The organism is Allobosea sp. P2_B12, from assembly GCF_056404835.1.
In genome coordinates this window covers 715,884-740,965 of the sequence record NZ_JBFUDG010000001.1, presented here as the reverse complement: position 1 = coordinate 740,965, position 25,082 = coordinate 715,884, and the positions used below count along the sequence as shown (strand labels likewise).

Sequence of the window (25,082 nt, the reverse complement as noted above, 5' to 3'; positions counted from 1 at the left end):
CATGCTGACACGCAAACAGTTCGAACTGCTTCGCTTCATCCAGGAACGCCTGCGCGAAAGCGGCGTGCCGCCCTCCTTCGACGAGATGAAGGACGCGCTCGATCTGAAGTCCAAATCCGGCATCCACCGCCTGATCATGGCGCTGGAGGAGCGCGGCTTCATCCGCCGCCTGCCGAACCGGGCCCGGGCGCTCGAGATCATCAAGCTGCCCGAGGGCGTCGGTGCCGGCGGCCAGCCAGCCGCACGCGGCCGTTTCAATCCGTCGATCGTCCAGGGCGGACTCGGCAAGGATGGCGGGCTCGGCCGGGATGGCGGGCTCGGCAAGGTCAGGCCGGTCGAGACCGTGCCCGAGGATGCGCGGGGAACCATCTCGATCCCGGTGATGGGTCGCATCGCGGCCGGCACGCCGATCTCCGCGATCCAGAGCCGCAGCCATAGCGTCGCCCTGCCGGCCGACATGCTCGGCACGGGCGAGCATTACGCGCTCGAGGTTCGCGGCGATTCCATGGTCGATGCCGGCATCCTCGACGGCGACACGGTGGTGATCCGGCGCCAGGACAGCGCCAATACCGGCGACATCATCGTCGCCCTGATCGACGACGAGGAAGCAACGCTGAAGCGGCTGCGCAAGCGCGGCTCCTCGATCGCGCTCGAAGCCGCCAATCCGGCCTATGAAACGCGCGTGCTCGGCCCGGACCGGGTCAAGATCCAGGGCCGGCTGGTCAATCTGATGCGGCGCTACTGAAGCCGCGGCCTTACGGAAGCCGCTCGGGCTCGGCGTCGTCCACGGGCGGCGCTGCGGCTTGCGCTGCCGGTGCGGTCTGCCGTGCCTGCGCTGACGGCGGGGTCTCGGCCTTGCGGCTCCAGGGGCGGTCGCCGCCCTGCTCGGAAGCGTGGCTGCGCCAGCCGCCGAGCCGGCGCACCAGCGCGGTCGCGCCATCACGGTTCAAGGCCGTGCGGTCGACGAGTTTCGCGGCGCAGGGCGCGGTCCAGGGGATTGGTGTGACGACGAGGTCGGCGCGCCGGCAATCCTCGATGATAGCGAGCCGGTCGCGGGCATAGGCGATGCTGCGACCATCCTTCGTCGCGATCACGCAGCCGAGCGCATCGCAGGCCGCGCCCTGGCGCAAGGCGAAGTCATCGGGGTTGCGGCCGTCGCCATCGGCGGTGAGCCATTGCTGCAGGACGAAGCGGCTCGGCTTGCCGGCCAGGATCAACCGGTCGTCCTTGCCGCGCACGGCGATGCCGGAGCCGTCGCGCTCGATCAGGATGTCGGGCCGCTCGGGCTTCGCGGCGACGGCGACGCCTCCAATCAGCGGCAGGATGGCGAGCAGGCGCAGCTTCGTCGTCCAGAGCGTGATCCAGAGCAGCGATGCGGCGAAGCAGGCGAGCGCCGCCGGACCGAAGGCAGCGATGACGAGCGTCGAATGGTCGATGGTCGCGACCCAATGCGCCAGCTTCAGCACGACGTCCGAGGCAAAGCCCATCAGCCACCAGGCCGGTGCATCGAGCCCGAAGGGATAGGCCAGCACGCCGAAGACCGCCGCCGGCATGACGCAGAGAGACACGAAAGGCAGCGCCAGCGCGTTGCCGAGCAGGCCGAAGGGATTGAAGGTCTGGAAGTGATAGGCGCCGAAGGGCGCGGTCGCGGCCGTCGCCAGCAGCGTCGTGATCACGATGCCGGTCGCCGCGATCCAGAGCGGCCGGATTGGCCAGGGCAGGACAGAGGGCGGCTGAGGGCGGCCGCGGTTCTCCCAGCGCTCGGCGAAGGCGATGAGCGCCGCGACCGCGCCGAAGGACATCTGGAAGCTCGGCCCCAGCAGGGCCTCGGGTTCGCGCAGCAGCACGATCATCGCCGCCAGCGCGAGATTGCGCATGCTCAGCGCCGGACGGTCGACCAGGATCGCGCCGAGCATGACGAGCGTCATGATCAGCGAGCGCACCGTCGCGACCTCGGCGCCCGAAAAGACGCAGTAGCCGATCGCGCCGATCATGGCCGCGACGGCGGCGAACTTCTTGACCGGCCATCGCAGCGCCAGCGTCTGCGACAAAGCGAGCAGCGCCCGCACCAGCCAGAAGATCGTGCCAGCGGCCAGCACCATATGCAGGCCCGAGATCGAAACGATGTGGTAGATGCCGGCCGCGCGCAGATCGGTATTGGTGGTCTCGGTGATCAGGCCGCGCTTGCCGGTGACGAGAGCGGCCGCCATGGCGCCGGCCTGGCCGCCGCCGATCTCGGCGATGCGACGGGTCAGGGCGTTGCGCGCACGGTCGATTCCCGCCGCCAGCATCAACTCGCTCGGCGGCGGACGCGGTGGCGGCGTCAGACTGATCTTGCCAGGAATGCTGCCAACGGCGCCAAGCCCGCGAAAGAAGGCATCGCGGCCGAAATCATAGCCGCCCGGCCGTGCCGGACCCGGCGGCGGCAGCAGGCGCGCCACGGCCGCGATATGATCGCCCGGCGAGACCGTGCCGGCGCGGACATTGACGCGGACACGCCTGGGCCAGCGCTCGGGCTCCACGCCGGCAAGCCCGGTCACCAGGATGACGAGGCGGGCGCCGGCATCGCGCGCCTCGACCGATTCCACGAAACCCGTGACCTGGCCGATGCGCGGACGATCCAGCATCGGCGCGGCGACCGTCGCAGTTCGCCAGGCCGCCGCTGCAAAGCCCGCGAAGGCGGCAGCGCAGCCAAGGCAGATGAACGGTGCGAGACGGCGCTGCCTGAGCACAAGCGCTCCGGCACAGGCCCCGGAGAAGCCGGTCAGCGGTGCCCAGAGCGCCGGCTCGCGGTCGGCGGCGAAGTAGAGCAGGATGCCTGCTCCCATCATCACCGGCAGCCAGAGGAAGAGCCGGCGGCGCTCGGCCTCCTGCGACAACGCGGCGACAAGACCATCCCGCCATGCGGACAGCGTCAGATGAAGGCCGGGTCCGCCGAGCACGAAGGCGGGCGGGCGCAGCGACAGCACGCCGACCCGCGCACCGCGCGGTCCCGCTGAACGCCCCTGCCCCGGCGCCGGCTGCATCGGCCGCTCCCCGCCTTATGCCAATACGATCCTGCCGCTTGCGATTTTGCCAGCTGCGATGTTGCGCTTAACGCAGGCGGCCGGAGCATGTTACAGGGGCGGCGCCGGTTGTCATCATACGCCCGGCACGATCCTGCGTCGGGATCACCTGCGTTCGTCTTCTCCCCGTTTGGCCGTGTTTTTTCGATCGCTGGGCCATCCCTCTTTGCCCAGCCGGAGCTTGTCTTCATGAGCGATGCCGTCGTCACCCGCTTTGCGCCCTCGCCCACCGGCTTCCTGCATATCGGCGGCGGGCGCACGGCGCTGTTCAACTGGCTCTATGCCCGCCGGCATGGCGGCAAGATGCTGCTGCGCATCGAGGACACCGACCGCGAACGTTCGACCGATGCGGCGATCACCGCGATCCTCGACGGGCTGAAATGGCTCGGTCTCGATTGGGATGGCGACACCGTCTACCAGTTCCAGCGCGCGGCGCGGCATCGCGAGGTCGCCGAGCAGATGCTCGCCAGCGGCAACGCCTATCGCTGCTATGCGACGCCGGCCGAACTGGACGAGATGCGCGAGCAGGCCAAGGCCGCCGGCAAGCCGATGCGCTATGACGGGCGCTGGCGCGACCGCGATCCCGCGACTGCGCCTGAGGGCGTCAAGCCGGTCATCCGCCTGCGTGCGCCCCAGACCGGCGAGACCGTGGTCGAGGACGAGGTCCAGGGCCGTGTCGTCTGGCAAAACGAGAACCTCGACGATCTCGTGCTGCTGCGCTCGGACGGCAACCCGACCTATATGCTGGCCGTGGTGGTCGACGACCATGACATGGGCGTGACCCATGTCATCCGCGGCGACGACCACCTGACCAATGCCGCGCGCCAGACCCAGATCTACCAGGCGATGGGCTGGACCGTGCCGAGTATGTCGCACATCCCGCTGATCCACGGCGCCGACGGCGCCAAACTGTCGAAGCGCCATGGCGCACTCGGCGTCGATGCCTATCGCGCCATGGGCTATCTGCCGGCAGCCCTGCGCAACTACCTGCTGCGCCTCGGCTGGAGCCATGGCGACCAGGAGGTCTTCTCGACGCAGGAGATGATCAAACTGTTCAACCTGAACGCGATCGGGCGCTCGGCAGCCCGCTTCGACTTCGCCAAGCTGGAGAGCCTGAACGGCCTCTACATGCGCCAGTCCGACGATCGCGACCTGCTCGACGCGCTGAAGGTGATCCTGCCCGAGATCGGGCCGGCGCGCGGCGTGCCTGCGACCCTGTCGCCGGAGCTTGAGGCGCGCTTCCTCGCGGCCATGCCGGGCCTGAAGGACCGCGCCAAAACGCTGATCGAACTGCTCGACAGCGCCTATTATCTCTATGCGACGCGCCCGCTCCAGCTCGACGCCAAGGCCACGGCCCTGCTCGACGATGCGGCCAGGCAGCGCCTGCCCGGCTTGGCGGCGAAGCTTTCCGCCGTGAACGACTGGTCGGTCGCGGCCCTGGAGGCGGCCGTGCGCGGCTATGCGGAAGAGCAAGGCCTCAAGCTCGGCCAGGCGGCACAGCCACTGCGTGCGGCTCTGACTGGCCGGGCCATGTCGCCCGGGCTGTTCGACGTGATGGCCGTGCTCGGACGCGAAGAGACGCTGGCACGGCTCTCCGACCAGACATGAGCGGCGGTCTTTGCAGACCGTCTTTCAGCTCGGTTGAACAGCCTCTGCAAATGGTCTAGTGACGCGACGTGTGGCCTGCTCCGGCACCTGCCGTATCGGGCACAAATATTGCTTGAAAATCAGTCGGATGAACCGCTCCTTCGACCTGCCCGCCTCAGCCCCGACACGCCCCTGTCATGTCGGGCATGTCTGACGACGGACTGGTCTCCATGGACAACCCGGGACGAAATCGAGCGGGACGGCGACTGACAGCAGCGAGCCTGAAAGGATCGGTATCGATGAGCGGAACCACCAGCCAGCTTCAGGTCGACGGCAAGACCGTCGACATGGCGATCAAGACGGGCTCGATCGGCCCGTCCGTCATCGACATCGGCAAGCTCTACGCCCAGACGGGCATGTTCACCTATGATCCGGGCTTCACCTCGACGGCGAGCTGCGAGTCGCAGATCACCTATATCGACGGCGACGAGGGCGTCCTGCTCTATCGCGGCTACCCGATCGAACAGCTCGCCGAGCATGGCGACTTCCTCGAGACCTGCTACCTGCTGCTGGAAGGCGAACTGCCGACGGCCTCGCAGAAGGCCGATTTCGACTATCGCGTGACGCGCCACACCATGGTGCACGAGCAGATGGCCCGCTTCTTCCAGGGCTTCCGCCGCGACGCGCATCCGATGGCGGTCATGGTCGGCTCGATCGGCGCGATGTCGGCCTTCTACCACGACTCGACCGACATCTCGGATCCGCATCAGCGCATGGTCGCCTCGATGCGCATGATCGCGAAGATGCCGACGCTGGCGGCGATGGCCTACAAGTACACGGTCGGCCAGCCCTTCGTGTATCCGCTGAACTCGCTCGACTACACCTCGAACTTCCTGCGCATGTGCTTCGCGGTGCCCGCCGAGGAGTACAAGGTCAACCCGGTGCTGTCGCGCGCGCTCGACCGGATCTTCATCCTGCACGCCGACCATGAGCAGAATGCCTCGACCTCGACGGTCAGGCTCGCGGGCTCGTCGGGCGCCAACCCCTTCGCCTGCATCGCGGCCGGTGCGGCCTGCCTCTGGGGCCCGGCCCATGGCGGCGCCAACGAGGCGGCACTGAAGATGCTCGAGGAGATAGGCTCCGTCGAGAACATTCCGAAATACATTGCCAAGGCGAAGGACAAGAACGATCCCTTCCGCCTGATGGGCTTCGGCCACCGCGTCTACAAGAACTACGATCCGCGCGCCAAGATCATGCAGAAGACCACGCATGAGGTGCTGAACGAACTCGGGATCAAGGACGACCCGCTGCTCGACGTGGCGATCGAGCTCGAGCGCATCGCGCTCTCGGACAGCTACTTCATCGAGAAGAAGCTCTATCCGAACATCGACTTCTATTCGGGCATCACCCTGAAGGCGATGGGCTTCCCGACCTCGATGTTCACTGCGCTGTTCGCGCTGGCGCGCACCGTCGGCTGGATCGCGCAGTGGAAGGAGATGATCGAGGATCCGTCCCAGCGCATCGGCCGCCCGCGCCAGCTCTACACCGGCGCACCGCTGCGCGAGTACAATCCGATCGGCCGCCGCTGAGCGACAGCCGCAGATTTTCCGGATGTCGGGGCGCGACGGCTTGCCGTCGCGCCCCGATCGTTTGGAGCGATCGATACGAAGTGGGATGGTGACGCTTGGTTCGATCCCGCTACAGTCCTGAAAACAGTTTGGAGGATGAACGCATGTCCCAGTCCCATGATCTCAACCGACGCGGCTTTCTGACGGGCGCATCGGCCCTGACCCTGGCGGGGGGACAAGCGTCGGCCCAGGTCCCCTTCCCGACCCGACCGATCAACCTGATCGTTCCGTTCGCCGCTGGCGGCTCGACCGACATCGTGGCCCGCCTCGTCGGCCAGAAGATGACCGAGCTGCTCGGCCAGTCGATCGTGATCGAGAACCGCGCCGGCGCCGGCGGCAATGTCGGCTCGACCGCGGTGGCCCGGGCCACGCCCGACGGCTACACCATCCTGATGGGCACGATCTCGACCCATGCGCTGAATCCGGCGATCCTCAAGACCGTGACCTTCGATCCGGTCAAGGACTTCACGCCGATCTCGCTGCTGGCGCTCGTGCCCAACGTCATGGTGGTGCATCCGAGCTTCCCGGCCAAGACGGTTCAGGAGGTCATCGCGGTGCTGAAGGCCGATCCCGGCAAATACTCATACGCCTCGTCGGGCGTCGGCACGCCGCTGCATCTCTCGGGCGAGCTGTTCAAGTCGATCGGCGGCGTCAGCATGAACCATGTGCCCTATCGCGGCGCCGGTCCGGCCTTGAACGACGTCGTCGCCGGCGCGGTGCCGATCATGTTCGACAACCTGCCCTCGTCCGCGCAGTTCATTCGCGGCGGCCAGCTGCGCGCCATTGGCGTCACCACGAAGGAGCGCGTCTCGTCCTTCCCGGAGCTGCCGACGATCGCCGAGGGCGGCCTTGCCGGCTACGAGACCTATACCTGGAATGCGCTGTTCGGACCGGCCAAGATGCCGGCGGACATCGTCGCCAGGCTCAACAAGGCGGCCAACGACGCGCTCAAGGACGAGGGCGTGAAGAAGCGCCTCGAAGACGTCAGCGCAGTGATTGTCGGCTCGACGCCGGAAGCGCTCGGCGAGCACGTCAAGATCGAAGTGGCAAAGTGGTTCCCGATCGCCAAGGCTTCCGGCGCCGCGCTGGAGTGAGCCAGCCTGCTTTCAGTCCAACAGGCTAGACCGGTCTGGCCTGGACCAGCGCCAGCGCGGCCTCGACTGCGTTGGCGGCCGGGCTCGCCCCCGCCGATTTCATGATGGTTTCGACCTCGACGAAGCCGTCGAGCTGCTGCTGGCGCTCCGGCCCATCCACCAGGGCCGCGAGAACATGCCGGCTCAGCGCTTCGGGGGTCGCATCGTCCTGGATGAACTCCGGCACGACGCTGCGGCCCAGGATCAGATTGGGCAGGATCACGCTCGGCAGCTTGATCAGGCGCCGCGCAATGGCGGCCTCCCAGCCGGCGCCGCGATAGGCCGCGACCGTCGGCACCTGCGCCAGCGCCAGTTCGAGCGTCACCGTGCCTGACGCCGCCAACGCGGCCCGGGCGACGCGGAAGGCGGCGAGCTTTTCGGCCTCGCCGACAACGATCTCCGGCTGGACAGCCCAGGCCGCGGCCGCCTGCGCGATCTCGTCGCGCAGATGCGGGACCGCCGGCAGCAGAAAGCGCGCGGCCGGATTGGCAGCGGCGATCCGCGCCACGGCCTCGCCGAAAACCGGCATCAGGTGGCGGATCTCCGAACGGCGGCTGCCGGGCAGGATCAACACCACGGGAGCCGTAGCATCGGCCCGGATCGCCGCCTCACGCTCGTCAGGCCGAAGGGTTGCCAGGCGCTCGATCAGGGGATGGCCGACATAGATCGTCCTGGGACCGTGCAGGCGCTCCAGCGCCTCCGGCTCGAAGGGCAGCAGCGCCAGGATGCGATCGACATGCGGCGCCATCCGGCGCGCCCGGCCGGAGCGCCAGGCCCAAACGCTCGGGCAGACCCAGTGAGCGATCGGGACCGACGGCGCACGCGCGCGAACCTTCTTGGCCACGCGCAGGCAGAAATCCGGCGCGTCAATCGTCAGCAGCAGGTCGGGCGCGAAGGCGACGATGCCACGGGCGGCATCCTCCATGCGGCGCAGCAACAGCGGCAGGCGCGCGACCACGGGGCCGAAGCCCATCACCGCGATATCGGCCTGCGGAAACAGCGGGACCATGCCGGCAGCAATCAGCTCCTCGCCGCCGATACCTGTGATGATCAGTTCGCGGTCTCCGAGCCGTTCCCGGAGGCTTGCGAGAAAGCGCAGCCCCAGCGCATCGCCCGAGGCCTCGCCCGCCACGACGGCGAGGCGGAAGGGCGGGCTCACGCCTTGCCCCCAGCCATGGCGACGCCTTCGATGAACAGCCCGGCCTTGTCGGCCAGCTTGGCGAGCACCGCAGCATCGCCGACCAGCACCCGCCCTGCCCGCAATCCGATGCCGGACAGGCCGGCCGCAGCGACATGGCGCAAGGTCTCGGGGCCGATCGCCGGCATGTCGACCCGCAGATCCTGGCCGTCCTTGGGCGCCTTCACCAGCACGCCGTCACCCTTGGCAATGCGAAGACGCCCCGAGGCGACGAGGTCGCCGACGCGTCGGATCATGGCATCCGTCCCCTCGGCGGCCTCGATCGCGATGACGCGATGGTCAGCCAAGATCGCGGCCTGCCCGACATCGAAGGGCGAGAGGGCAGCCAGAAGCTCGAAGCCCCGTGCCACGAGCTCCTTTTGCGCGGGCGAGGCCGCCTTGCGGCCAAGTGGGCCGAGCGGCGCCGTCATCTCCGGCCCGATATCGGCAGGACCATGGACGGTGAAGCCCTGCCCCTCGAAGAACTCCACGACGCCGCGCAGCAGATGATCGTCCCCGCCGCGGAAGGCGCGGGCGAAATGCGGCAGGTATTTCAGCGTCGACGCTTCGGGACGCAAGCCGGCGAAACTCGGTCGTGGCAGGCTGCCGATGAGGACGAGGTCGACGATCTGCCGCCGGCGCAGTTCCTCCAGCAGACGGCCGAGCTGTCCCAGCCGATAGCTGCACAGATCGGCCTGGCCGAAGGCCGACGGATCGGCAGCGCCGTCAAGCGCCGCGATGAAGACCGGCCGGCCGCTCGCAGCGGCCAGGCCTGCAAGGCGCGGCGGAAAATCCCCGGCGCCCGCGACGATCGCGAGAGGACCACGCATGGTGGCCGCCGCTGCCGGATCAGTGCTCACCGATCCGGCGCATTGACGTCATGCGGCACGCAGATCGCGCGCTCGCCGCCGACGCGGATGAAGTCGAGGATCTCATGGATCAGCGGATGCGACGCGAATTCGCTGGCGACGTCCTCGACGCGCTCCGACAAAGTGCCCTCATCGGCAAAGAGCAGCCGATAGGCACGGCGCAGCTCATGGATCTGCTCGCGCGAAAACTCCCGGCGCCGCAGGCCGACGAGATTGAGCCCGGCCAGATGGGCCGGGTTGTCGCGAACAAGGCCGAACGGGATCACGTCGTTCAGCACGCCGGCCCCGCCGCCGATGAAGGCATGGTCGCCAACGCGGATGAATTGCTGCAGGCCCGTGCCACCGCCGACGATCACGAAATTGCCGACCGTGACATGGCCCGCACACATGACGTTGTTTGAGAAAATGACGTTGTTGCCGATATGGCTGTCATGCCCGACATGCGAATTCGCCAGAAAAAAGCAGCGATCACCGATGGTGGTTTTCATGCCCCCGCCTTCGGTGCCGGGGTTCATCGTCACGCCTTCGCGGATTTTGCAGTCGACGCCGATCGTCAGGGTCGAGGGCTCGCCCTTGTACTTCACGTCCTGCGGCGGATGGCCGATTGAGGCGAACGGGTAGATGCTCGTCCTGGCACCGATCGTGGTGCGCCCCGCAACCGCGACATGGCTGATGAGTTCGACGCCATCGGCCAGCACGACGTCAGGACCGACGGTGCAGAACGGGCCGATCGTCACGCCGTCGCCGATGCGCGCAGCCGGATCGACGACCGACATCGGGTGAATGCTGGAACTCATAGAAGTGAACTCATGGCAATAAACTCATGGAATCATGAAACATTTGGGTCGTCAGCTCAGACGACCATGGCCGAGAGATCGGCCTCGGCGACGAGCACGCCCTCGACGCGGGCTTCACCCCGGTAGAACCAGATGTTGCGCTTGCGCGCGACCTTGGTGAGGTGGAAGCGCAGCGTGTCGCCCGGCACGACCGGCTTGCGGAACTTGGCCTTGTCGATGGTCGTGAACAGCACAGTGCTGACCGCAGGATCGGCCTCGCCGCGCGAGCTGACGACGAGGACGCCAGCCGTCTGCGCCATCGCCTCGATCATCAGCACCCCCGGAAACACCGGCCGTCCCGGAAAATGGCCGGTGAATTGCGGCTCGTTGACCGTAACGTTCTTGATGCCGATACCGGATTCATCGCCGTTCATCTCGACGACGCGATCGACGAGGAGAAAGGGATAGCGGTGCGGAATACAGGCCATGATCTTCTGGATGTCGGCCACACCCAGTGCCGTCGTCGCCTCGGTCATCGTGTCTTCTCTCCCGTGCGAACCGTCCGAGCGGCTGCATCATTGATCCGTTCTAGCCGCGTCACCGCGGGACGCCAACACTCCAGGCCGGCCGATTGACGCGCTCCTCGCATCGGTACGACCGCAGACGCAATCGAAGCGATGAGCGGGTCATCGGACCGCGCCAGTAGCAGGCAGGCTGAGGGTTCAACCTTCGGTCCGGCCCTTGCCGCGATTTGCCACCAGCGACTTCAGCAGCGCCGTCTCGCGCGCCCAGGTCAGTGCCGGCTGAGCCGGCGTGCCACCATAGCGTGCGCCGCGGGGAATATCGCCGGCCACGCCGCTCTGGGCCGCGACCTGCGCGCCCATGCCGACCGTCAAATGGCCGGCCAGGCCGACCTGGCCGCCGAGCACGACGAAATCCTCCAGCGTCGTCGAGCCGGCGATGCCGACCTGCGAGACGATGACGCAATGGCGTCCGATGACGACATTGTGGCCGATCTGGACCAGGTTATCGATCTTGGTACCCTCGCCGATCACGGTATCGCGGCTGGCGCCCCGGTCGATGCAGGTGTTGGCGCCGATCTCGACATCGTCCTGGATGATGACGCGCCCGATCTGCGGCACCTTCATATGGCCGCGAGGGCTCATGGCAAAACCGAAGCCATCCTGCCCGATGCGAACGCCAGGGTGGATGATGACGCGGTTGCCCACCAACGCGGCCTGCAGCGTGGAGCCTGAGCCGATCGAACAGTCGCGGCCGATACGGACCTGCGGGCCGATGACGGCATGCGATGCGATGACGGTCCCGGAGCCGATCTCGGCGCCCGGCCCGATGACGGCGCCCGGATCAACCGTGACGCCGGCCTCCAGAACGGCCGTGGCATGAACGAAGGCGCCCGGCGCCACACCCTGCGAGCCGAAGACCGAACCGGGCTTCAGAGCAGAGGGGAAGAAGCGGGCCAGCACCTTGGCGAAGGCGTGATAGGGCGTGGGCGACACCAGCGCCGTCGTGCCGGCCGGGACCCGCTCAGCAAAGCGGGCTGAGACCAGGCACAGCCCCGCCGAGGTCGCGGCGAGCGCCTCGGTGTATTTCGGGTTGTCCATATAGGCGATGTCGCCGGGGCCGGCGTTCTCAAGCGCCGCGGCGCCAGTGATCGCGCGCGCCGGATCCACGCCTTCAGGCAACGTCGCGCCCGAAATGGCAGCGACCTCGCCGAAGTCGAGCGAGGTCGCGATAGGGAAGAAGTGCGGTTCTGACATCGAGAAGGTCCGGAGCGGGACGCTGACAGCGCCCCGCCTCGTCAGAAGCGGGTGCCGCCGGAGAAGCGGAAGGCCTGGGTCCGGTCGCCGCCGTACTTGCCGGCGATGCCGTTGAACGTGCCGTACTGGCCGTCATCCTTCGACAAGGCATACGCATAGTCGAAGCGGATCGGGCCGAGCGGCGACTGCCAGAGCAGGCTGACGCCGACCGAGGAGCGGATGATGTTCTTGTCACGCACGCAGGCCACGTTGGACTGGGCAAGCTGTCCGTTACCATTCAAACCGCTCGTCGCGACATTGAACTGCCGGGCGGACGCGCCAGCCGGGCAACCGCCAAACGCAGACGCATTGCCGCCGTCATAGTTGAACAGCGTACCGGCATCGGCGAAGATCGCGCCGCGCAGGCCGAGATCACGCGGCAGGCCCCAGATCGGGAACTGCACCTCGAGCGAGCCACCGAAATAAGTGGTGCCGCCGAGTGCGTTGGCCGTCGGATCGTTCGACACATCGCGCGGGCCGATGCCCGACGGCGCGAAACCGCGCACCAGGGTCGGTCCGAGGAAGTAGTGGTCGATCATGCGCAGGTCGCCGCTGGTGGCCTGGACGTGACCACCCTGGATACGCGCGAAACCAACGACGTCGTCGAAGATTTCCTTGTAATAGCGCGCATCGGCCGAGACGCGCAGGAACTTCGAATCGCCACCCAGACCAGCGAATTCCGGCTTGATCTCGGCAATGAAGCCGTTGCGCGGGCTCTGGAAGTTGTCGAGCGAGTTATAGTTGAAGCCGAGGCCGACCAGCGAGGTCAGCGTCGTGCCGGCCGCTTCCTTGACCGCGATTGTCGCTTCGCCGTTACTCAAGCAGTTAAAGACATTCGTGGGAGCGGGCGTACCAAAACCAGGAGTGACTCCCGGGACCGGCACCGAGCAATCGTTATACGGGCGCTCGGCATCGTTCCGGATCTCGATCTCCGTGCTGTAGATCGAGTAGCGCGGCGTGATCGAGAACTCTTCGGTGATCGGGAAGGTCAGGCGGACCGTGCCGCCATTGACGCGGCTTTCGAAGCGGCCGGTGTTGTAGTTGTCGCTGAACTTCGAGAACAGGTCGAAGCCCGCCGCGATGCGGCGACCGAGGAAATAGGGCTCGGTGAAGGAGAAATCGACGCCCTGGGTACGCTGGCCGAGCGTGCCCGCGATACGGACGAACTGGCCGCGGCCGAGGAAGTTCGATTCCGACAGCGAGACCTCGCCGATGATGCCGTCGGAGGTCGAATAGCCGCCGGCGATCGAGAACGAGCCCGTTGCCTTGTCCTCGACATCGATGTTGACCACGACGCGATCAGGCGCGGAGCCCGGCTCGTTGGTGATGCGGACCTTGTTGAAGAAGCCGAGATTGTTCAGGCGGCGTTCGGCGCGATCGACGAAGACCTTGTTGTAGGCATCGCCTTCGCCGAGATCGAGCTCGCGACGCACGACATAGTCGCGGGTGCGGGTGTTGCCACGCACATTGATGCGCTCGACATAGACCCGCGGGCCTTCGTCGACGACATAGGTGATGCCGATCAGGCGGCCGGCAGAATCCCGATCGCCGCGCGGGCGGACCTGGGCAAAGGCATGACCGCGACGCGACACTTCAGTCGTCAGATTGACGAGCGACTTCTCGACGGCTTCGGCATTATAGGTGTCGCCAGCCGAGGTCACGACGTAGCTCTGAAGCAGCGCAGGATCGATGTCGCGCAAGGTCGTATCGACCGCGACATTGCCGACCCGGTATTGCGGACCCTCGTCGACGGTGACGTCGATGACCCAGCCGCCGGCGGCCTCGTCGAAGCGGGCGGTGTTGCCGACGATCTGGAAGTCGGCGTAGCCGTTCTTGAGGTAGAAGCGGCGGACCAGCTCGAGATCAGCAGTGATGCGATCGGGGTCGTAGACGTCGGAGGTCTTGATCCAGCTCAGGAAATTCGATTCGGTCGAGCTCATCAGCCCGCGCAGGCGGCCCGACGAATAGACGCCGTTGCCGGCAAAATTGATCGACTTGATGCCGGTCTTGCCGCTCTCGTTGACCGTGAAGACCACGTCCGAACGGCCGTTCGGGAGCGGCGCAATGCGGCCGCTGACCGAGGACAGGCCATAGCCGGCCCGGCGATAAACTTCCTTCAGGCGGGCAACGTCGGCATCGATCAGCGCCTGGCTCATCGGGCCGCCGGCCTTGGACTGAACCTGCTGCAGCAGGACGTCGCTCTTCAGGCGGCGATTGCCCTCGAAGGCGACACGATTGATGGAGTCGTTCTCCTGAACGGAGATGACGGTCTGCGCGCCACGGCGGCTGACCTGCACATTGGTGAACAGGCCGGTCGCGAGAAGATTCTGACGAATCTCCTGCGGCGCGTTCTGCCCTGCGGCGTAGGAGCGGATCGTCTCCGCATCGACGCGCCTGTTGCCCTGGACAATCACGGCCTGCGCGAACGCTACGCCACCGCTAACGGCCAGCATGAAGGCCGAAAGTCCGACTGATCGAGAGAGCCGCATTCTGAAGGACCGGCTCTTTTGGGTCGACGTCATCGGGTCGCCTATTCCATTTTCTCAGGTCACCACCCCAAAAAGGGGGCCACCACCTGGAGGCGGAGGCACGGAGACATTGCAGTCCATTCGCTTCTACAAAGTTTCCCGCAGGGTGCAAACCGGCATTGTCGTTAACAAAATATTTTTAGCCCCTTCGTTGCCATGAGGCCACGCGTCATGCCGCGATTTTGCCGCAAAGTGGCACGGATTCCCCGTGAAAAAGATGTTGGCCGCTCACGCGCGCAAACTCCGCCACATTCGCCCGCGTCGGCAGCTTCGCTAAAATTGCGCGCAATCCGTTAATGCCGCGCTCTGTCGGGCGGCCGCCCAGAAGCCGTCTGGAAGGCTCTTAGAGCAGCGAGCGGACGTGAATGATGTCGTTCCAGGTAACGAACAGCATCAGCATCAGCACGAGGCCGAGGCCGACACGGAAGCCGATTTCCTGCGCGCGCTCGCTCAGAGGCCGGCCGCGGACCGCCTCGACGGCATAAAACATCAGATGTCCGCCATCGAGCATCGGAACCGGGAACAGATTCATCAGCCCGATCGAGACCGAGAGGATCGCAGCAAGATTGATCAGGCCGAGGAGGCCGGAATTCGTCGCGACCAGACCAGAGACCTGTGCAATCCGAATCGGACCGGAGAGCTGATCGACCGATTCCCGGCCGCTGACCAGCTTCGCGATGTAATCATAGGTGCGCTCAACGACGTACCAAGTCTCGCTGACGCCGACCTTCGCCGATTCGAGCAGGCCGAACTGCTGGGTCTTCCAGTCGCTGGCCTGGCGCGACGCATGGATGCCAAGCACGCCGATGCGCTGCTTGCCCAGGGGGGAGCTCTGCTCGACGAGGGCTGGCGTGACCGGCAGCGTCACCGTGCCGGTCGCCCGCTCGACCACCATCGACAGCGTCTCATTGGGTCGCACCGAGATCGCCCGCTGCATGTCGGCGAAGCTGCCGATCGGATGGCCGTCGATCGACAGCACGAGATCGCCCGCGAGGAGCCCGCCACGTTCGGCGGCGCTGCCGGCCACGACCTGATCGACGCGCGGGGCCAGGACCGGCTTGCCGAAGACATAGACCGTGGCGGCGAAGATGAGGATCGCGAGCAGGAAATTGGCGATCGGGCCGGCGGCGACGATGGCGGCGCGCTCGCCGATCGATTGCGCCGGAAAGGAACGCTCGCGCTGGCGCGCGGTCATGGCCTGGAGTTCGTCGGAGTCGGGTACGGCAGAGGAGGCATCGGAATCGCCGGAGAACTTCACGTAGCCGCCAAGCGGAATCGCCGCGAATCTCCAGCGGGTTCCGTGCCTGTCGTTGAAGCCGAAGAGTTCACGGCCGAAGCCGATCGAGAACACCTTCACATCGACGCCGCACCAGCGGGCGACGAGGAAATGCCCGAGCTCGTGGACGAAGACCACGACGGTCAGGACGAAGAGAAAGGGCACGAGGTAGCCAAGCAGGAACGAGCCGGCGTTCCAGAGTGTCGCCACGAAATCCATCATCGTCTCCCGATCCGTCTGCCTTAGGTGACAGCGAAGGGCGCCCGCGACAAGAGCGCCCGCGCGCGGTTTCTCGCCTCATGGTCAATGGCGAGCGCCGCAGCGACATCGGCGGGCGCCGCAAGGTCCCGCCCGGTGCTGGCGCAGACAGCCTCGACCAGCGCCGCGATGCCGGGAAAGGCGATGGCCCCTTCGAGATAGGCCGCGACCGCGACCTCATTGGCTGCATTCAGGATGGCGGGCATGGCGCCGCCAGCCGCGAGTGCCGCGATCGCGAGGCCGAGCGCCGGGAAGCGGACGAGGTCGGGACGCTCGAAGGTCAGCGGGGCGGTCAGCGCCAGATCGAGGAAGCGCGCCGCCGGCGCATCCAGCCTGCCATCGACGCCGAGGCAATGGGCGGCGGCGACGCGCATGTCGGGCAAGGCCATGCCAGCGCTGACCGAGCCGTCGCGGAAGGTGACGAGGCCATGGACCAGCTGCTGCGGATGTACCAGCACCTCGAGCTGACCATGCTCCAGCCCGAACAGGAAGCAGGCCTCGATCAGTTCCAGCCCCTTGTTCATCATGCTGGCCGAGTCGATCGAGATCTTGGCGCCCATCGCGTAATTCGGATGGGCCAGAGCCTGTTCCGGCCGGGCCGCGGCGATCTGCGCTACGCTCCAGGTCCTGAATGGCCCGCCCGACGCCGTCAGCGTCATGCTGCGGATCGCGGAGATCGGCTCGGCACCAAGAACCTGGAACAGCGCATTATGCTCGGAATCGAGCGGCAGGATGCGTGCGCCGACCGCCTTCGCCCGCGCCATCACGGCTGCGCCGGCGCAGACGAGGCTCTCCTTGTTGGCGAGCGCGACGACCCGGCCGGGCGTCAGCGCCGCAAATGTCGCCTCCAGCCCGGCAGCGCCCGCGATCGCGCTGACGACGATGTCGCTGTCCATCGCGACCGCGTCGAGCACGGCCTGGCGCCCTGCCCCCGATGCGATGCCCGTACCTGCCAGAGCCTGCGCCAGCGCCGGCCCCGAACCGGCATCGGCAAGGGCTGCGAAGGAGGCGCCGGTCTCGATCGCGACCCGCGCCAGCGCGAACGCATTGCGACCGGCGACGACCGCACCGATCCGCAGCCGCTCCGGATTCTCGGCCACGACCTCGCGCGTCGATTTGCCGATGGAGCCGGTCGCTCCCAGAATCGTGACGGTGCGCAGCATGGGCGGTTCAGAGTTCGAGACGGGTCAGAAACAGCACCGCGCCGGCGAAGACGAGCACTGCCCAGTAGCCGTCGAGCCGATCGAGAAAGCCGCCATGGCCCGGAATGAGCCTGCTCGAATCCTTGACGCCGAAGCGGCGCTTCAGGCTCGACTCGAACAGATCGCCCATCTGGCTGAAGACGGAAGCTGCCAGCGACCCGGCAACGACGAGCGCCGGACCGACAATCGACGCCGCCGCCGGCGTCAGCGCCCAGACGGCATAGCCGCCGAGCGTGCCTGCAATCGTTCCACCGACCGCGCCTGACCAGGTCTTGCCCGGGCTGACGCTCGGCATGAGCTTGGGGCCGCCGAGGCGGCGACCGGTGAAATAGGCCGCGATGTCCGTGAACCAGACGACCGCGAAGCTCCAGATGATGATGGCCAGACCAAGCTCGGGAAGCGAGCGCAGCGCGGGCGCGATCAGCGCGAAAGCCAGCGCGTAGGCCATGCCACACGCTTCGAGGGCGAGCCGGCCCCTGACGAAGGGCGTGACGACGGCGCCGGCCAACGCGGCGGCCGCCGCGACGCCAGCCAGCGCCGCCTGGCTCACCGGCGAGACGCCGAGGAGGAAACCCGCCACGACCACGCCGATCCCGGCGGCGACGGCGCTGCCGCGATGGACCATCGTCAGCCATTCATAGGCGACGAACCCGGCGACCAGCACCCAGACGATCCGGAACGGCCAGCCACCCCAGGCGGTCGCGAGCAGAATCGCGACAGCGAGCACAAGTGCCGAGATGATCCTGAGCCGCAGTTCGCTCGCCGGCCCCGCCTTGTCCGGATCGGCATCGGGCCCGCCGGGGGCCTGTTCGGTCACGCCGCGCCTGCTGCGCGATCGACCGGCTCCGACAGGCCGCCGAAGCGCCGTTCGCGGCGGCCATACTCGGCCAGCGCCTCCTCGAAGGCGGCGCGGTCGAAATCGGGCCAGAGCACGGGTGTGAAGACGAATTCGGCATAGGCCGCCTGCCAGAGCAGGAAATTCGAGATGCGGGTCTCGCCGGAGGTGCGGATCACCAGCTCGGGATCGGGCAAATCGGCGGTATCGAGACGCGACGCCAACATCGCTTCGTCGATCGCGGCGGCATCGATCCGGCCGGCGGCGGCGTCGGTCGCAAGCTGCCGCGCCGCCCGGACGATCTCGTCGCGCGAGCCGTAATTGAAGGCGACCACCAGCGTCATGCGAGTGTTGTCGCGCGTCACCGTCTCGGCATGCTCGACCAACCGGCGAATATCTGCGGCAAGATCATCGCGCCCGCCGATGACGCGCACACGCACACCCGCGGCATGAAGTTGGCTGAGATCTTTCTCGACGAAACGCTTCAGCAGGCCGAGCAGGAACGAGACCTCGGTCGCCGGCCGGCGCCAGTTCTCGGTCGAGAATGAGTACAGCGTCAAGATGCTGACGCCGAGTTCGCCGGCATTCCTGACCGCGCCACGCAGCGCTTCGAGCCCGCGCCGGTGGCCTTCCTGGCGCGGCAGGCCGCGCATCTGCGCCCAGCGACCATTGCCGTCCATGATGATGGCGACATGGCCGGGATGAGCGGCTTGTCCCGGGCGCTGGCCTGCTGACATTCTCTGTATGCCTTGTTCGGCCTGGTGCCGGATCATCCTTGCGCGGAGGACCGCGCCGACGACGTCAGACGCTCAGGATTTCCTTTTCCTTGGTCGCCAGCGCCTGGTCGATGTCGGAGATATGCTGGTCGGTGGCCTTCTGGACGAGATCGGACTGGCGCGTCACGTCATCCTTGGTGAAGGCCCCCTCCTTCTCGACCTTCTTGATGATGTCGATGGCGTCGCGGCGAACATGGCGCACCGCGATCTTGGATTCCTCGGCATATTTATGCGCGACCTTGACCATCTCCTTGCGGCGCTGCTCGTTCAGCTCGGGGATGCGGATGCGCAGGACCTGACCTTCTGTCTGCGGGTTCAGGCCGAGATCGGATTCGCGGATCGCCTTCTCGACGGGTCCGACCATGCTGCGGTCCCAGACCTGCACGCTGAGCAGGCGGGCTTCAGGCACGCTGACGGTGGCGAGCTGGGCGAGCGGCTGACGCGCGCCATAAGCCTCGACCTGGATCGGATCGAGCATATTGGCCGAGGCGCGACCCGAGCGCAGGGAGGCCAAATCGCCCTTGAAGGACTGGAGAGCGCCCTGCATGCGGCGCTTCACGTCGTCGAGATCGAATGTCGTCTGGGCCATCGTCTTCAAGACCTTGAACTGGTGCATCGCGCGAAAAGCGGAAACCCGGCTTTCCGCCTGCAACGATGCGACTTCGGTGTTGCATAACCGGGGTGTTTGCGTAACCGGGCGCGACCATGGCGGGGGGGCAAGCCAGGGTCAAGAACATCATAACGCGAAGGCCTTACGGCGTCACATAGGTCGCCCTGCCCTCGCCGCGCAGCACGGCCGCGAGCATGCCGGCTTCGGCGATCGAGAACACCACGATCGTCAGCCCGGCGTCGCGCGCCAGAGCGAAGGCGGCGGTGTCCATGACCTTGAGGTCGCGCTTGATGGCGTCCTCATGGGTGAGCGTGTCGTAGCGGGTGGCGGCCGGGTCCTTCTTGGGATCGGCGGAATAGACGCCGTCGACCTGCGTCGCCTTGAGCAGATGGCTGCAGCCGAGCTCAGCGGCGCGCAGGGCCGCGCCCGTATCGGTGGTGAAATAGGGGTTGCCGGTGCCGCCGCCGAGCACCACGACCTTGCCGTTGGTGAGATGGTCGAGCGCGCGCTTGCGGGCATAGCTTTCGCAGAGCGAAGGCATCGGCACGGCCGACATGGCGCGTGCCGGGGCGCCGGCGCTCTCGATCGCATGCTCCAGCGCCAACGCGTTCATCACCGTGCCGAGCATGCCGATCGAATCGGCGCTGGTGCGGTCGAGCCCCTTGGTCAGGCCCTGGACGCCACGGAAGAAATTGCCGCCACCAACGACGATGGCGATCTCGACGCCCTCGCGCGAGGCATTCGAAATATCGGCGGCGAGCGCGGTCAGCGTGCCGCCGTCGAGGCCCGATCCTGCTTGTCCCGCAAGGGCTTCGCCGGAGAGCTTCACAAGGACGCGTTTGGGTCTCACCGGCTTTTCTCCATGCTTGTAACAGGCACGATTCGACACCCGCACCGCCTTCTTACAAAAAAGGCCGCGCACGGCGCGGCCTTTTTCTTAGTTGCGTCGCTTCAGGCTCAGCCCGTGGTGCCGCCGGCAGCGGCGACCTCGGCGGCGAAATCGGTCTCTTCCTTCTCGATGCCCTCGCCGAGCGCATAGCGGGCGAAGCCGGTGAGCTTCACGGGAGCGCCGACCTTGCCCTCGATGTCCTTGAGCACCTGACCGACCGACTTCGAGCCGTCATGGATATAGGACTGCTCAAGCAGGCAGTATTCCTTGGCGTAGCTCTTCAGGCCGCTCTCGGTGATCTTTTCGAGCACATGGGCGGGCTTGCCGGCGTTCTTCTCAGCCAGGATCGCCTTTTCGCGAGCCAGAACCTCGGGGTCCATGGACGCCAGGTCGAGCGCAACCGGGTTGGTCGCGGCGACATGCATGGCGAGCTGGCGGCCAAGCGTGGCGAGCTCATCGGTGTTGCCGGTCGATTCCAGCGCGACGATGACGCCGATCTTGCCGAGGCCGTCGGCGACAGCGCCATGGACATAAGAACCGATCAGGCCGGCCGAGACCTTGAGCGAGGCGACGCGACGCAGCGTCATGTTCTCGCCGATCGTCGAGATCGCATTGGCGATCGCGTCCTGCACGGTGCCGCCGCCCGGATAGTGATGGGCGAGGACGGCCTCCGCGTCGCCGCCACGCTCCAGCGCGACATTGGCGATGCCATGGGCCAGGCCCTGGAATTCGAGGTTGCGGGCGACGAAGTCGGTCTCGGAGTTGAGCTCGATCACGACCCCGCTATGGCCCTTGATCGCGACCGCGACGAGGCCCTCGGCAGCGACGCGGCCGGCCTTCTTGGCGGCCTTGGCGAGGCCCTTGGTGCGCAGCCAGTCGATCGCCGCCTCGATGTCGCCGTCGACGGCCGTGAGCGCGGTCTTGCAGTCCATCATGCCCGCGCCGGTCTTGTCGCGGAGTTCCTTCACCATCGCGGCGGTGATCGCAGCCATCTTTATCGTCCTTGTCTGTCGTGCGGCGCCAGGCCCGGGGCCGGCCGCGTCATCCCGTCGACCGATCCCCTATCGGGAAACGCCGACGTTCCGTTTCCGGCCGTCGGCGCTGGTCGCATTCATAGAAGTCGAATTCCAGCAGCCGGATTGCGACGCGCCGATGACGCGCCGCGCTCCGTCTGAAATCGTCAGGCGTCGGCGAGTTCGCGCGACTGGGCAACCCAGCCGTCACGCTCGATGCGGCCGGCGAGCTTCAGGTCCTGATCGACCTTGGCGATGTCGGCCGGGGTCATCGAGGCGAACTGCCAGAAGTGGAACAGGCCGCCATCATTGAGCTTCTGCACGAGCTCGGGGCCCATGCCCTGAAGCTTCATCAGGTCGTCCGGCGCGCCGCGCGGCGCAGTCAGCAACTCGAAGGCAGGGCCGGCATCGGCAGCGGCCTGCTCGGCAGGCGCATCCGCGACCGGCGGGAGAAGAGCTTCCTCGATGATCACCGGGGCCTCGGCGGCGCCGAGATCGACGCCATGGTCGCCCGAGGCACGCGAGATGCCGTCGATGGCCGAGCGCGCGACGAGGTCGCAATAGAGCTGGATGGCGCGGCCGGCGTCGTCATTGGCCGGGACCGGGAAGGTGATGCCATCCGGATCCGAGTTCGAGTCGATGATCGCGGCGACCGGGATGCCGAGGCGCTGGGCCTCCTTGATCGCAAGCGCTTCCTTGTTGGTGTCGATCACGAAGATCATGTCGGGCGTGCCGCCCATGTCCTTGATGCCGCCGAGCGCCTTTTCGAGCTTGTCGCGCTCGCGGGCGAGCATCAGGCGCTCCTTCTTGGTCAGACCGGAGCCGCCGCCGGCAAGCAACTCATCGACCTTGCGCAGGCGCTGGATCGAGGCGGAGATGGTCTTCCAGTTGGTCAGCATGCCGCCGAGCCAACGCGAATTCACATAATACTGGGCCGAGCGCTTGGCCGCATCGGCGATGGCGTCCTGCGCCTGGCGCTTGGTGCCGACGAAGAGGACGCGGCCGCCGCGGGCGACGGTGTCCGACACGGCCTGCAGGGCGCGCGAGAGCATCGGCACCGACTGCGACAGGTCGAGGATGTGGATGTTGTTGCGCGTGCCGAAGATGTAGGGCGACATCTTCGGGTTCCAGCGATGCGACTGGTGGCCGAAATGCGCACCCGCTTCGAGGAGCTGGCGCATGGAGAAATCTGGCAGTGCCATCGTCTTTTAGTCCTTACCGGTTGAGCCTCTGGGGTGCGAATAACCGAGCATGAGCTGCAAGGTCACCGGAACGCCTCAGGATATGAGACGGTGCTCCCCATGTGGGATGGGCTGCGCCATACAGGGGATGGCGGGGGAATGCAAGGCGTTCGGCCGGGTGATCCGGTGCCGTCCCACCGTTTGGCGCGAATTATCTCACAGACTCTTATAAGACAGGCGTGCTTATAGACAGGCGTGCAGGCCCTGGCCGGACGGCGACCGCTCCCGACCAGGACCTTCGAATATCGTCTCGTGGTGGCGCTACTTCGGCAGCGCCGCGCCGGCCTGCTTCAAGGCATCGCCGATCTGCTTGCAGAACGCGGCAGGCGTGCCGTTTTGCATCTTGGCAAGCGCCTCGATGTCCTGAGTCATGCCCATCGCCGAGATCACGCCCTTTTTGCCCTGGGCTTCGGCTTCGTCGCCGCCGCTCTTGTCGGCAGGCGCTGGAATCAGGCCGAGCATCTTCTTCTGAATCTCGACGACCTCACCACCGACATACCCCTTGTCGCTGCAATAGGTCATGACGCCGAGCTGGTTGCGGCCGGCCTGATAGGCGACCTTGAGCTGGTCGGCCTGGCTTTGCGCCAGGGACGCCGAGCCCGATGCCAGGAACGTCGTGAACGCCGCAGCAACGCAAAGCGATTTCGTGGAGAAAACCATGTCAGCTCATCCTTCGTTGGCAATTCAGGCATGATGCTCATGCCTGCCCGTCCCCAAGGCGACTGACTAGCTTTGCGGGTCCCGCATGACAACTCTTCGGCGCAGTGCTCAACCCGCCAACTCGGTCGCCTTCACCCGCTTCACGCCAAGTGCCGTTATGTCCGTCCAGGCCTTCGCCAGCGATCCGTTCAAGTCGATGGCGCGGCAGGCTTCCTCGACGACGAGCGTCTCCAGCCCGGCCTTCGCCGCGTCCTGCGCCGTCCAGCTCACGCAGAAATCGGTGGCCAGCCCGACGACAACGGCGCGGGTCACACCGCGCTCCCTGAAATAGCCGCCGAGGCCTGTCGGCGTCTTGCGGTCGGCCTCGGTGAAGCCGGAATAGCTGTCGATCTGTGGGCGGTAGCCCTTGCGGATGATGGTCTGGGCCGTGGGGAGATCGAGATCGGCGCGGAACTCGGCGCCTCTGGTGCCCTGGATGCAGTGGTCGGGCCAGAGCACCTGCGGGCCATAGGGCATCTGGACCAGCTCGAAGGGCTTCTTGCCGGGGTGGCTGCTGGCGAAGGACGAATGCCCGGCCGGATGCCAGTCCTGCGTCAGGACGATGCTGGCAAAGCGCTTGCCCAGCGCATTGATCACCGCGACCACCTCGTCGCCCTTGTTCACGGCAAGACTGCCGCCGGGGCAGAAATCATTCTGCACGTCGACGACGATGAGCGCGGTCCTTGCGTCGATCATCGGTTTTTCCTGTGCTTGAAGCGGCCGGAGCGCTGCCACGACGCTCAGCACCGTAGCGCCCGCAATCAGGCTGCGGCGATCGACAACAATCGTGTTCGACATCGATATGCTTCCTCTGCTTGTCACCGTCGCTGCGTGATCAGTCTCCCGTCGATAGAAACGAGCCCTGCGATCGGCGCCCGGCCGGCCACCCTCCGTCTCTCACCTCTCGGCCGCGCGGGTCATCCGCGTCGTGCCCTTGCGGGCCGCGAACATGCGGCCATAGACGTCGCCGGCGAGATCGGGACGGTAGCAGCGCTGTTCGAGCAGCGGATCCCAGATATGCTCGACGGTGTCGATCAGGTCGAAATCGGCCAAAAGGCGCGCGGCGAGTTGATCGCGATTTCTGCGGTTCTGATATTCCAGCAGCACCAGCGAGGTCTTCGACAGGTCGATTGAGTCGAGCACGTCGCCCTCGCCGCCTTCGATGTCGATCTTGACGATGTCGGCCGATGGCAGGCTCGCCGGATCCACGACCGCGACCTCGTAGCGCTCGACCATGGCACCATCCACAAAGGTATCGCCAGCGTAGGATGCAAGGCCGGATTCGCCATCACCGGCGAAGCGGCTGACGAAGCTCGCGGTCTTCGCGCCGCCGGGGAACAGCGCGGCATTGACCGCGACGATGTCGCGGCGCTGATGCGTATTCCGTTTCAGAAGTTCGAAGGTGCCGGGATGCGGCTCATAGGAGGTGACCAGGCTGCCCGGCCAGCGCGCCGTCGCCCAGAGCGCGAAGGAGCCGACATTGGCGCCGATGTCGAGGATGTCGAGGCCGACGCCATCGAAGCCGGTCTCGTACTCGCCCTCCAGCACGTCCTTGATGGCCCAATACATGGCCTCGGGCACGGCGAGGCTCATCGGGATATGCGCGACATAGTGCTTCACGGCTGCCCCCCGGCATGGACGTTGCGGCCCGCCATTGTGGAGGCGCGGTCGTCTCTTCGCCAGAATGCATTGCCGGCTGGCCT

Annotated in this window: 22 protein-coding genes; 4 read left to right on the top strand and 18 right to left on the bottom strand. The window is 66.6% G+C overall.

The window, feature by feature from the left end; all coding sequences use genetic code 11:
• The first annotated feature begins 1 nt into the window (after position 1).
• On the top strand, positions 2-745 hold the full coding sequence (gene lexA / locus AC1DYU_RS03595; RefSeq protein WP_476790432.1) for a transcriptional repressor LexA: 744 nt from the start codon (positions 2-4) through the stop codon (positions 743-745).
• 10 nt (positions 746-755) lie between these two features.
• Here lexA and AC1DYU_RS03590 read toward each other — a convergent pair whose 3' ends face one another.
• Positions 756-3,026, bottom strand: coding sequence for a ComEC/Rec2 family competence protein (locus tag AC1DYU_RS03590; RefSeq protein WP_476790431.1), 2,271 nt, complete (start codon positions 3,024-3,026; stop codon positions 756-758).
• A gap of 228 nt (positions 3,027-3,254) precedes the next feature.
• Here AC1DYU_RS03590 and gltX point away from each other — a divergent pair, with 228 nt between their 5' ends.
• The 3 genes from gltX (at position 3,255) to AC1DYU_RS03575 (ending at position 7,374) form a co-directional block, all read left to right on the top strand.
• Positions 3,255-4,673 (top strand): glutamate--tRNA ligase, encoded by a 1,419-nt coding sequence (gene gltX, locus AC1DYU_RS03585; RefSeq protein WP_476790430.1) that lies wholly within the window; start codon positions 3,255-3,257, stop codon positions 4,671-4,673.
• Positions 4,674-4,951: 278 nt separating this feature from the next.
• Complete coding sequence (gltA, locus tag AC1DYU_RS03580) at positions 4,952-6,241, top strand: citrate synthase (RefSeq protein WP_158486187.1); 1,290 nt, start codon at positions 4,952-4,954, stop codon at positions 6,239-6,241.
• Between the two features lie 143 nt (positions 6,242-6,384).
• A complete protein-coding gene (locus AC1DYU_RS03575; RefSeq protein ID WP_158486186.1) occupies positions 6,385-7,374 on the top strand; it encodes a tripartite tricarboxylate transporter substrate binding protein in 990 nt (329 codons plus the stop codon).
• Positions 7,375-7,399: 25 nt separating this feature from the next.
• Here the strand turns inward: AC1DYU_RS03575 and lpxB are convergent, their stop codons facing one another.
• The 17 genes from lpxB to AC1DYU_RS03490 all read right to left on the bottom strand — a co-directional run bounded on the left by lpxB (position 7,400) and on the right by AC1DYU_RS03490 (position 24,999).
• Positions 7,400-8,572, bottom strand: coding sequence for a lipid-A-disaccharide synthase (gene lpxB, locus AC1DYU_RS03570; protein ID WP_476790429.1), 1,173 nt, complete (start codon positions 8,570-8,572; stop codon positions 7,400-7,402).
• On the bottom strand, positions 8,569-9,420 hold the full coding sequence (locus AC1DYU_RS03565) for a UDP-2,3-diacylglucosamine diphosphatase LpxI domain-containing protein (protein WP_158486184.1): 852 nt from the start codon (positions 9,418-9,420) through the stop codon (positions 8,569-8,571). Before AC1DYU_RS03565 ends, lpxB begins: the two co-directional genes overlap by 4 nt.
• A gap of 26 nt (positions 9,421-9,446) precedes the next feature.
• Positions 9,447-10,256, bottom strand: coding sequence for an acyl-ACP--UDP-N-acetylglucosamine O-acyltransferase (gene lpxA / locus AC1DYU_RS03560; RefSeq protein ID WP_476790428.1), 810 nt, complete (start codon positions 10,254-10,256; stop codon positions 9,447-9,449).
• 56 nt (positions 10,257-10,312) lie between these two features.
• The gene (gene fabZ, locus AC1DYU_RS03555; RefSeq protein ID WP_054207949.1) at positions 10,313-10,771 is read right to left on the bottom strand and encodes a 3-hydroxyacyl-ACP dehydratase FabZ; all 459 of its coding nucleotides are present in this window, start codon (positions 10,769-10,771) and stop codon (positions 10,313-10,315) included.
• Between the two features lie 186 nt (positions 10,772-10,957).
• Positions 10,958-12,013, bottom strand: a complete 1,056-nt coding sequence (gene lpxD, locus AC1DYU_RS03550) for a UDP-3-O-(3-hydroxymyristoyl)glucosamine N-acyltransferase (RefSeq protein ID WP_476790427.1) — start codon at positions 12,011-12,013, stop codon at positions 10,958-10,960.
• Between the two features lie 41 nt (positions 12,014-12,054).
• A complete protein-coding gene (gene bamA / locus AC1DYU_RS03545) occupies positions 12,055-14,574 on the bottom strand; it encodes an outer membrane protein assembly factor BamA (RefSeq protein ID WP_476790426.1) in 2,520 nt (839 codons plus the stop codon).
• A 349-nt stretch (positions 14,575-14,923) separates the two neighbouring features.
• On the bottom strand, positions 14,924-16,075 hold the full coding sequence (gene rseP, locus AC1DYU_RS03540) for an RIP metalloprotease RseP (protein WP_158486289.1): 1,152 nt from the start codon (positions 16,073-16,075) through the stop codon (positions 14,924-14,926).
• Between the two features lie 23 nt (positions 16,076-16,098).
• Positions 16,099-17,277 carry a 1-deoxy-D-xylulose-5-phosphate reductoisomerase gene (gene dxr, locus AC1DYU_RS03535; RefSeq protein ID WP_476790425.1) on the bottom strand — a complete coding sequence of 393 codons (1,179 nt, stop codon included), beginning with the start codon at positions 17,275-17,277 and terminating at the stop codon, positions 16,099-16,101.
• 7 nt (positions 17,278-17,284) lie between these two features.
• Positions 17,285-18,133 carry a phosphatidate cytidylyltransferase gene (locus AC1DYU_RS03530; protein WP_476790424.1) on the bottom strand — a complete coding sequence of 283 codons (849 nt, stop codon included), beginning with the start codon at positions 18,131-18,133 and terminating at the stop codon, positions 17,285-17,287.
• The gene (locus AC1DYU_RS03525) at positions 18,130-18,888 is read right to left on the bottom strand and encodes an isoprenyl transferase (RefSeq protein ID WP_476790423.1); all 759 of its coding nucleotides are present in this window, start codon (positions 18,886-18,888) and stop codon (positions 18,130-18,132) included. Before AC1DYU_RS03525 ends, AC1DYU_RS03530 begins: the two co-directional genes overlap by 4 nt.
• A gap of 64 nt (positions 18,889-18,952) precedes the next feature.
• Positions 18,953-19,516, bottom strand: coding sequence for a ribosome recycling factor (gene frr / locus AC1DYU_RS03520; protein ID WP_158486178.1), 564 nt, complete (start codon positions 19,514-19,516; stop codon positions 18,953-18,955).
• Positions 19,517-19,679: 163 nt separating this feature from the next.
• Positions 19,680-20,387, bottom strand: coding sequence for a UMP kinase (pyrH, locus tag AC1DYU_RS03515; protein ID WP_158486177.1), 708 nt, complete (start codon positions 20,385-20,387; stop codon positions 19,680-19,682).
• A gap of 107 nt (positions 20,388-20,494) precedes the next feature.
• A complete protein-coding gene (gene tsf, locus AC1DYU_RS03510; RefSeq protein WP_476790422.1) occupies positions 20,495-21,418 on the bottom strand; it encodes a translation elongation factor Ts in 924 nt (307 codons plus the stop codon).
• 188 nt (positions 21,419-21,606) lie between these two features.
• A complete protein-coding gene (locus tag AC1DYU_RS03505; protein ID WP_158486175.1) occupies positions 21,607-22,641 on the bottom strand; it encodes a 30S ribosomal protein S2 in 1,035 nt (344 codons plus the stop codon).
• A 300-nt stretch (positions 22,642-22,941) separates the two neighbouring features.
• Positions 22,942-23,340 carry a pore-forming ESAT-6 family protein gene (locus AC1DYU_RS03500; protein ID WP_476790421.1) on the bottom strand — a complete coding sequence of 133 codons (399 nt, stop codon included), beginning with the start codon at positions 23,338-23,340 and terminating at the stop codon, positions 22,942-22,944.
• Between the two features lie 108 nt (positions 23,341-23,448).
• Positions 23,449-24,177, bottom strand: a complete 729-nt coding sequence (gene pncA, locus AC1DYU_RS03495; RefSeq protein ID WP_476790420.1) for a bifunctional nicotinamidase/pyrazinamidase — start codon at positions 24,175-24,177, stop codon at positions 23,449-23,451.
• Positions 24,178-24,276: 99 nt separating this feature from the next.
• Positions 24,277-24,999, bottom strand: coding sequence for an FkbM family methyltransferase (locus AC1DYU_RS03490; RefSeq protein ID WP_476790419.1), 723 nt, complete (start codon positions 24,997-24,999; stop codon positions 24,277-24,279).
• Positions 25,000-25,082: the final 83 nt, after the last annotated feature.

Excerpts from the sequence above, each read along its gene's own strand:
- lexA (WP_476790432.1), top strand. The coding sequence starts at position 2 with ATGCTGACACGCAAACAGTTCGAACTGCTTCGCTTCATCCAGGAACGC.
- AC1DYU_RS03590 (WP_476790431.1), bottom strand. The coding sequence starts at position 3,026 with ATGCAGCCGGCGCCGGGGCAGGGGCGTTCAGCGGGACCGCGCGGTGCG.
- gltX (WP_476790430.1), top strand. The coding sequence starts at position 3,255 with ATGAGCGATGCCGTCGTCACCCGCTTTGCGCCCTCGCCCACCGGCTTC.
- gltA (WP_158486187.1), top strand. The coding sequence starts at position 4,952 with ATGAGCGGAACCACCAGCCAGCTTCAGGTCGACGGCAAGACCGTCGAC.
- AC1DYU_RS03575 (WP_158486186.1), top strand. The coding sequence starts at position 6,385 with ATGTCCCAGTCCCATGATCTCAACCGACGCGGCTTTCTGACGGGCGCA.
- AC1DYU_RS03565 (WP_158486184.1), bottom strand. The coding sequence starts at position 9,420 with ATGCGTGGTCCTCTCGCGATCGTCGCGGGCGCCGGGGATTTTCCGCCG.
- lpxA (WP_476790428.1), bottom strand. The coding sequence starts at position 10,256 with ATGAGTTCCAGCATTCACCCGATGTCGGTCGTCGATCCGGCTGCGCGC.
- fabZ (WP_054207949.1), bottom strand. The coding sequence starts at position 10,771 with ATGACCGAGGCGACGACGGCACTGGGTGTGGCCGACATCCAGAAGATC.
- lpxD (WP_476790427.1), bottom strand. The coding sequence starts at position 12,013 with ATGTCAGAACCGCACTTCTTCCCTATCGCGACCTCGCTCGACTTCGGC.
- bamA (WP_476790426.1), bottom strand. The coding sequence starts at position 14,574 with ATGACGTCGACCCAAAAGAGCCGGTCCTTCAGAATGCGGCTCTCTCGA.
- rseP (WP_158486289.1), bottom strand. The coding sequence starts at position 16,075 with ATGGATTTCGTGGCGACACTCTGGAACGCCGGCTCGTTCCTGCTTGGC.
- dxr (WP_476790425.1), bottom strand. The coding sequence starts at position 17,277 with ATGCTGCGCACCGTCACGATTCTGGGAGCGACCGGCTCCATCGGCAAA.
- AC1DYU_RS03525 (WP_476790423.1), bottom strand. The coding sequence starts at position 18,888 with ATGTCAGCAGGCCAGCGCCCGGGACAAGCCGCTCATCCCGGCCATGTC.
- frr (WP_158486178.1), bottom strand. The coding sequence starts at position 19,516 with ATGGCCCAGACGACATTCGATCTCGACGACGTGAAGCGCCGCATGCAG.
- tsf (WP_476790422.1), bottom strand. The coding sequence starts at position 21,418 with ATGGCTGCGATCACCGCCGCGATGGTGAAGGAACTCCGCGACAAGACC.
- AC1DYU_RS03505 (WP_158486175.1), bottom strand. The coding sequence starts at position 22,641 with ATGGCACTGCCAGATTTCTCCATGCGCCAGCTCCTCGAAGCGGGTGCG.
- AC1DYU_RS03500 (WP_476790421.1), bottom strand. The coding sequence starts at position 23,340 with ATGGTTTTCTCCACGAAATCGCTTTGCGTTGCTGCGGCGTTCACGACG.
- pncA (WP_476790420.1), bottom strand. The coding sequence starts at position 24,177 with ATGTCGAACACGATTGTTGTCGATCGCCGCAGCCTGATTGCGGGCGCT.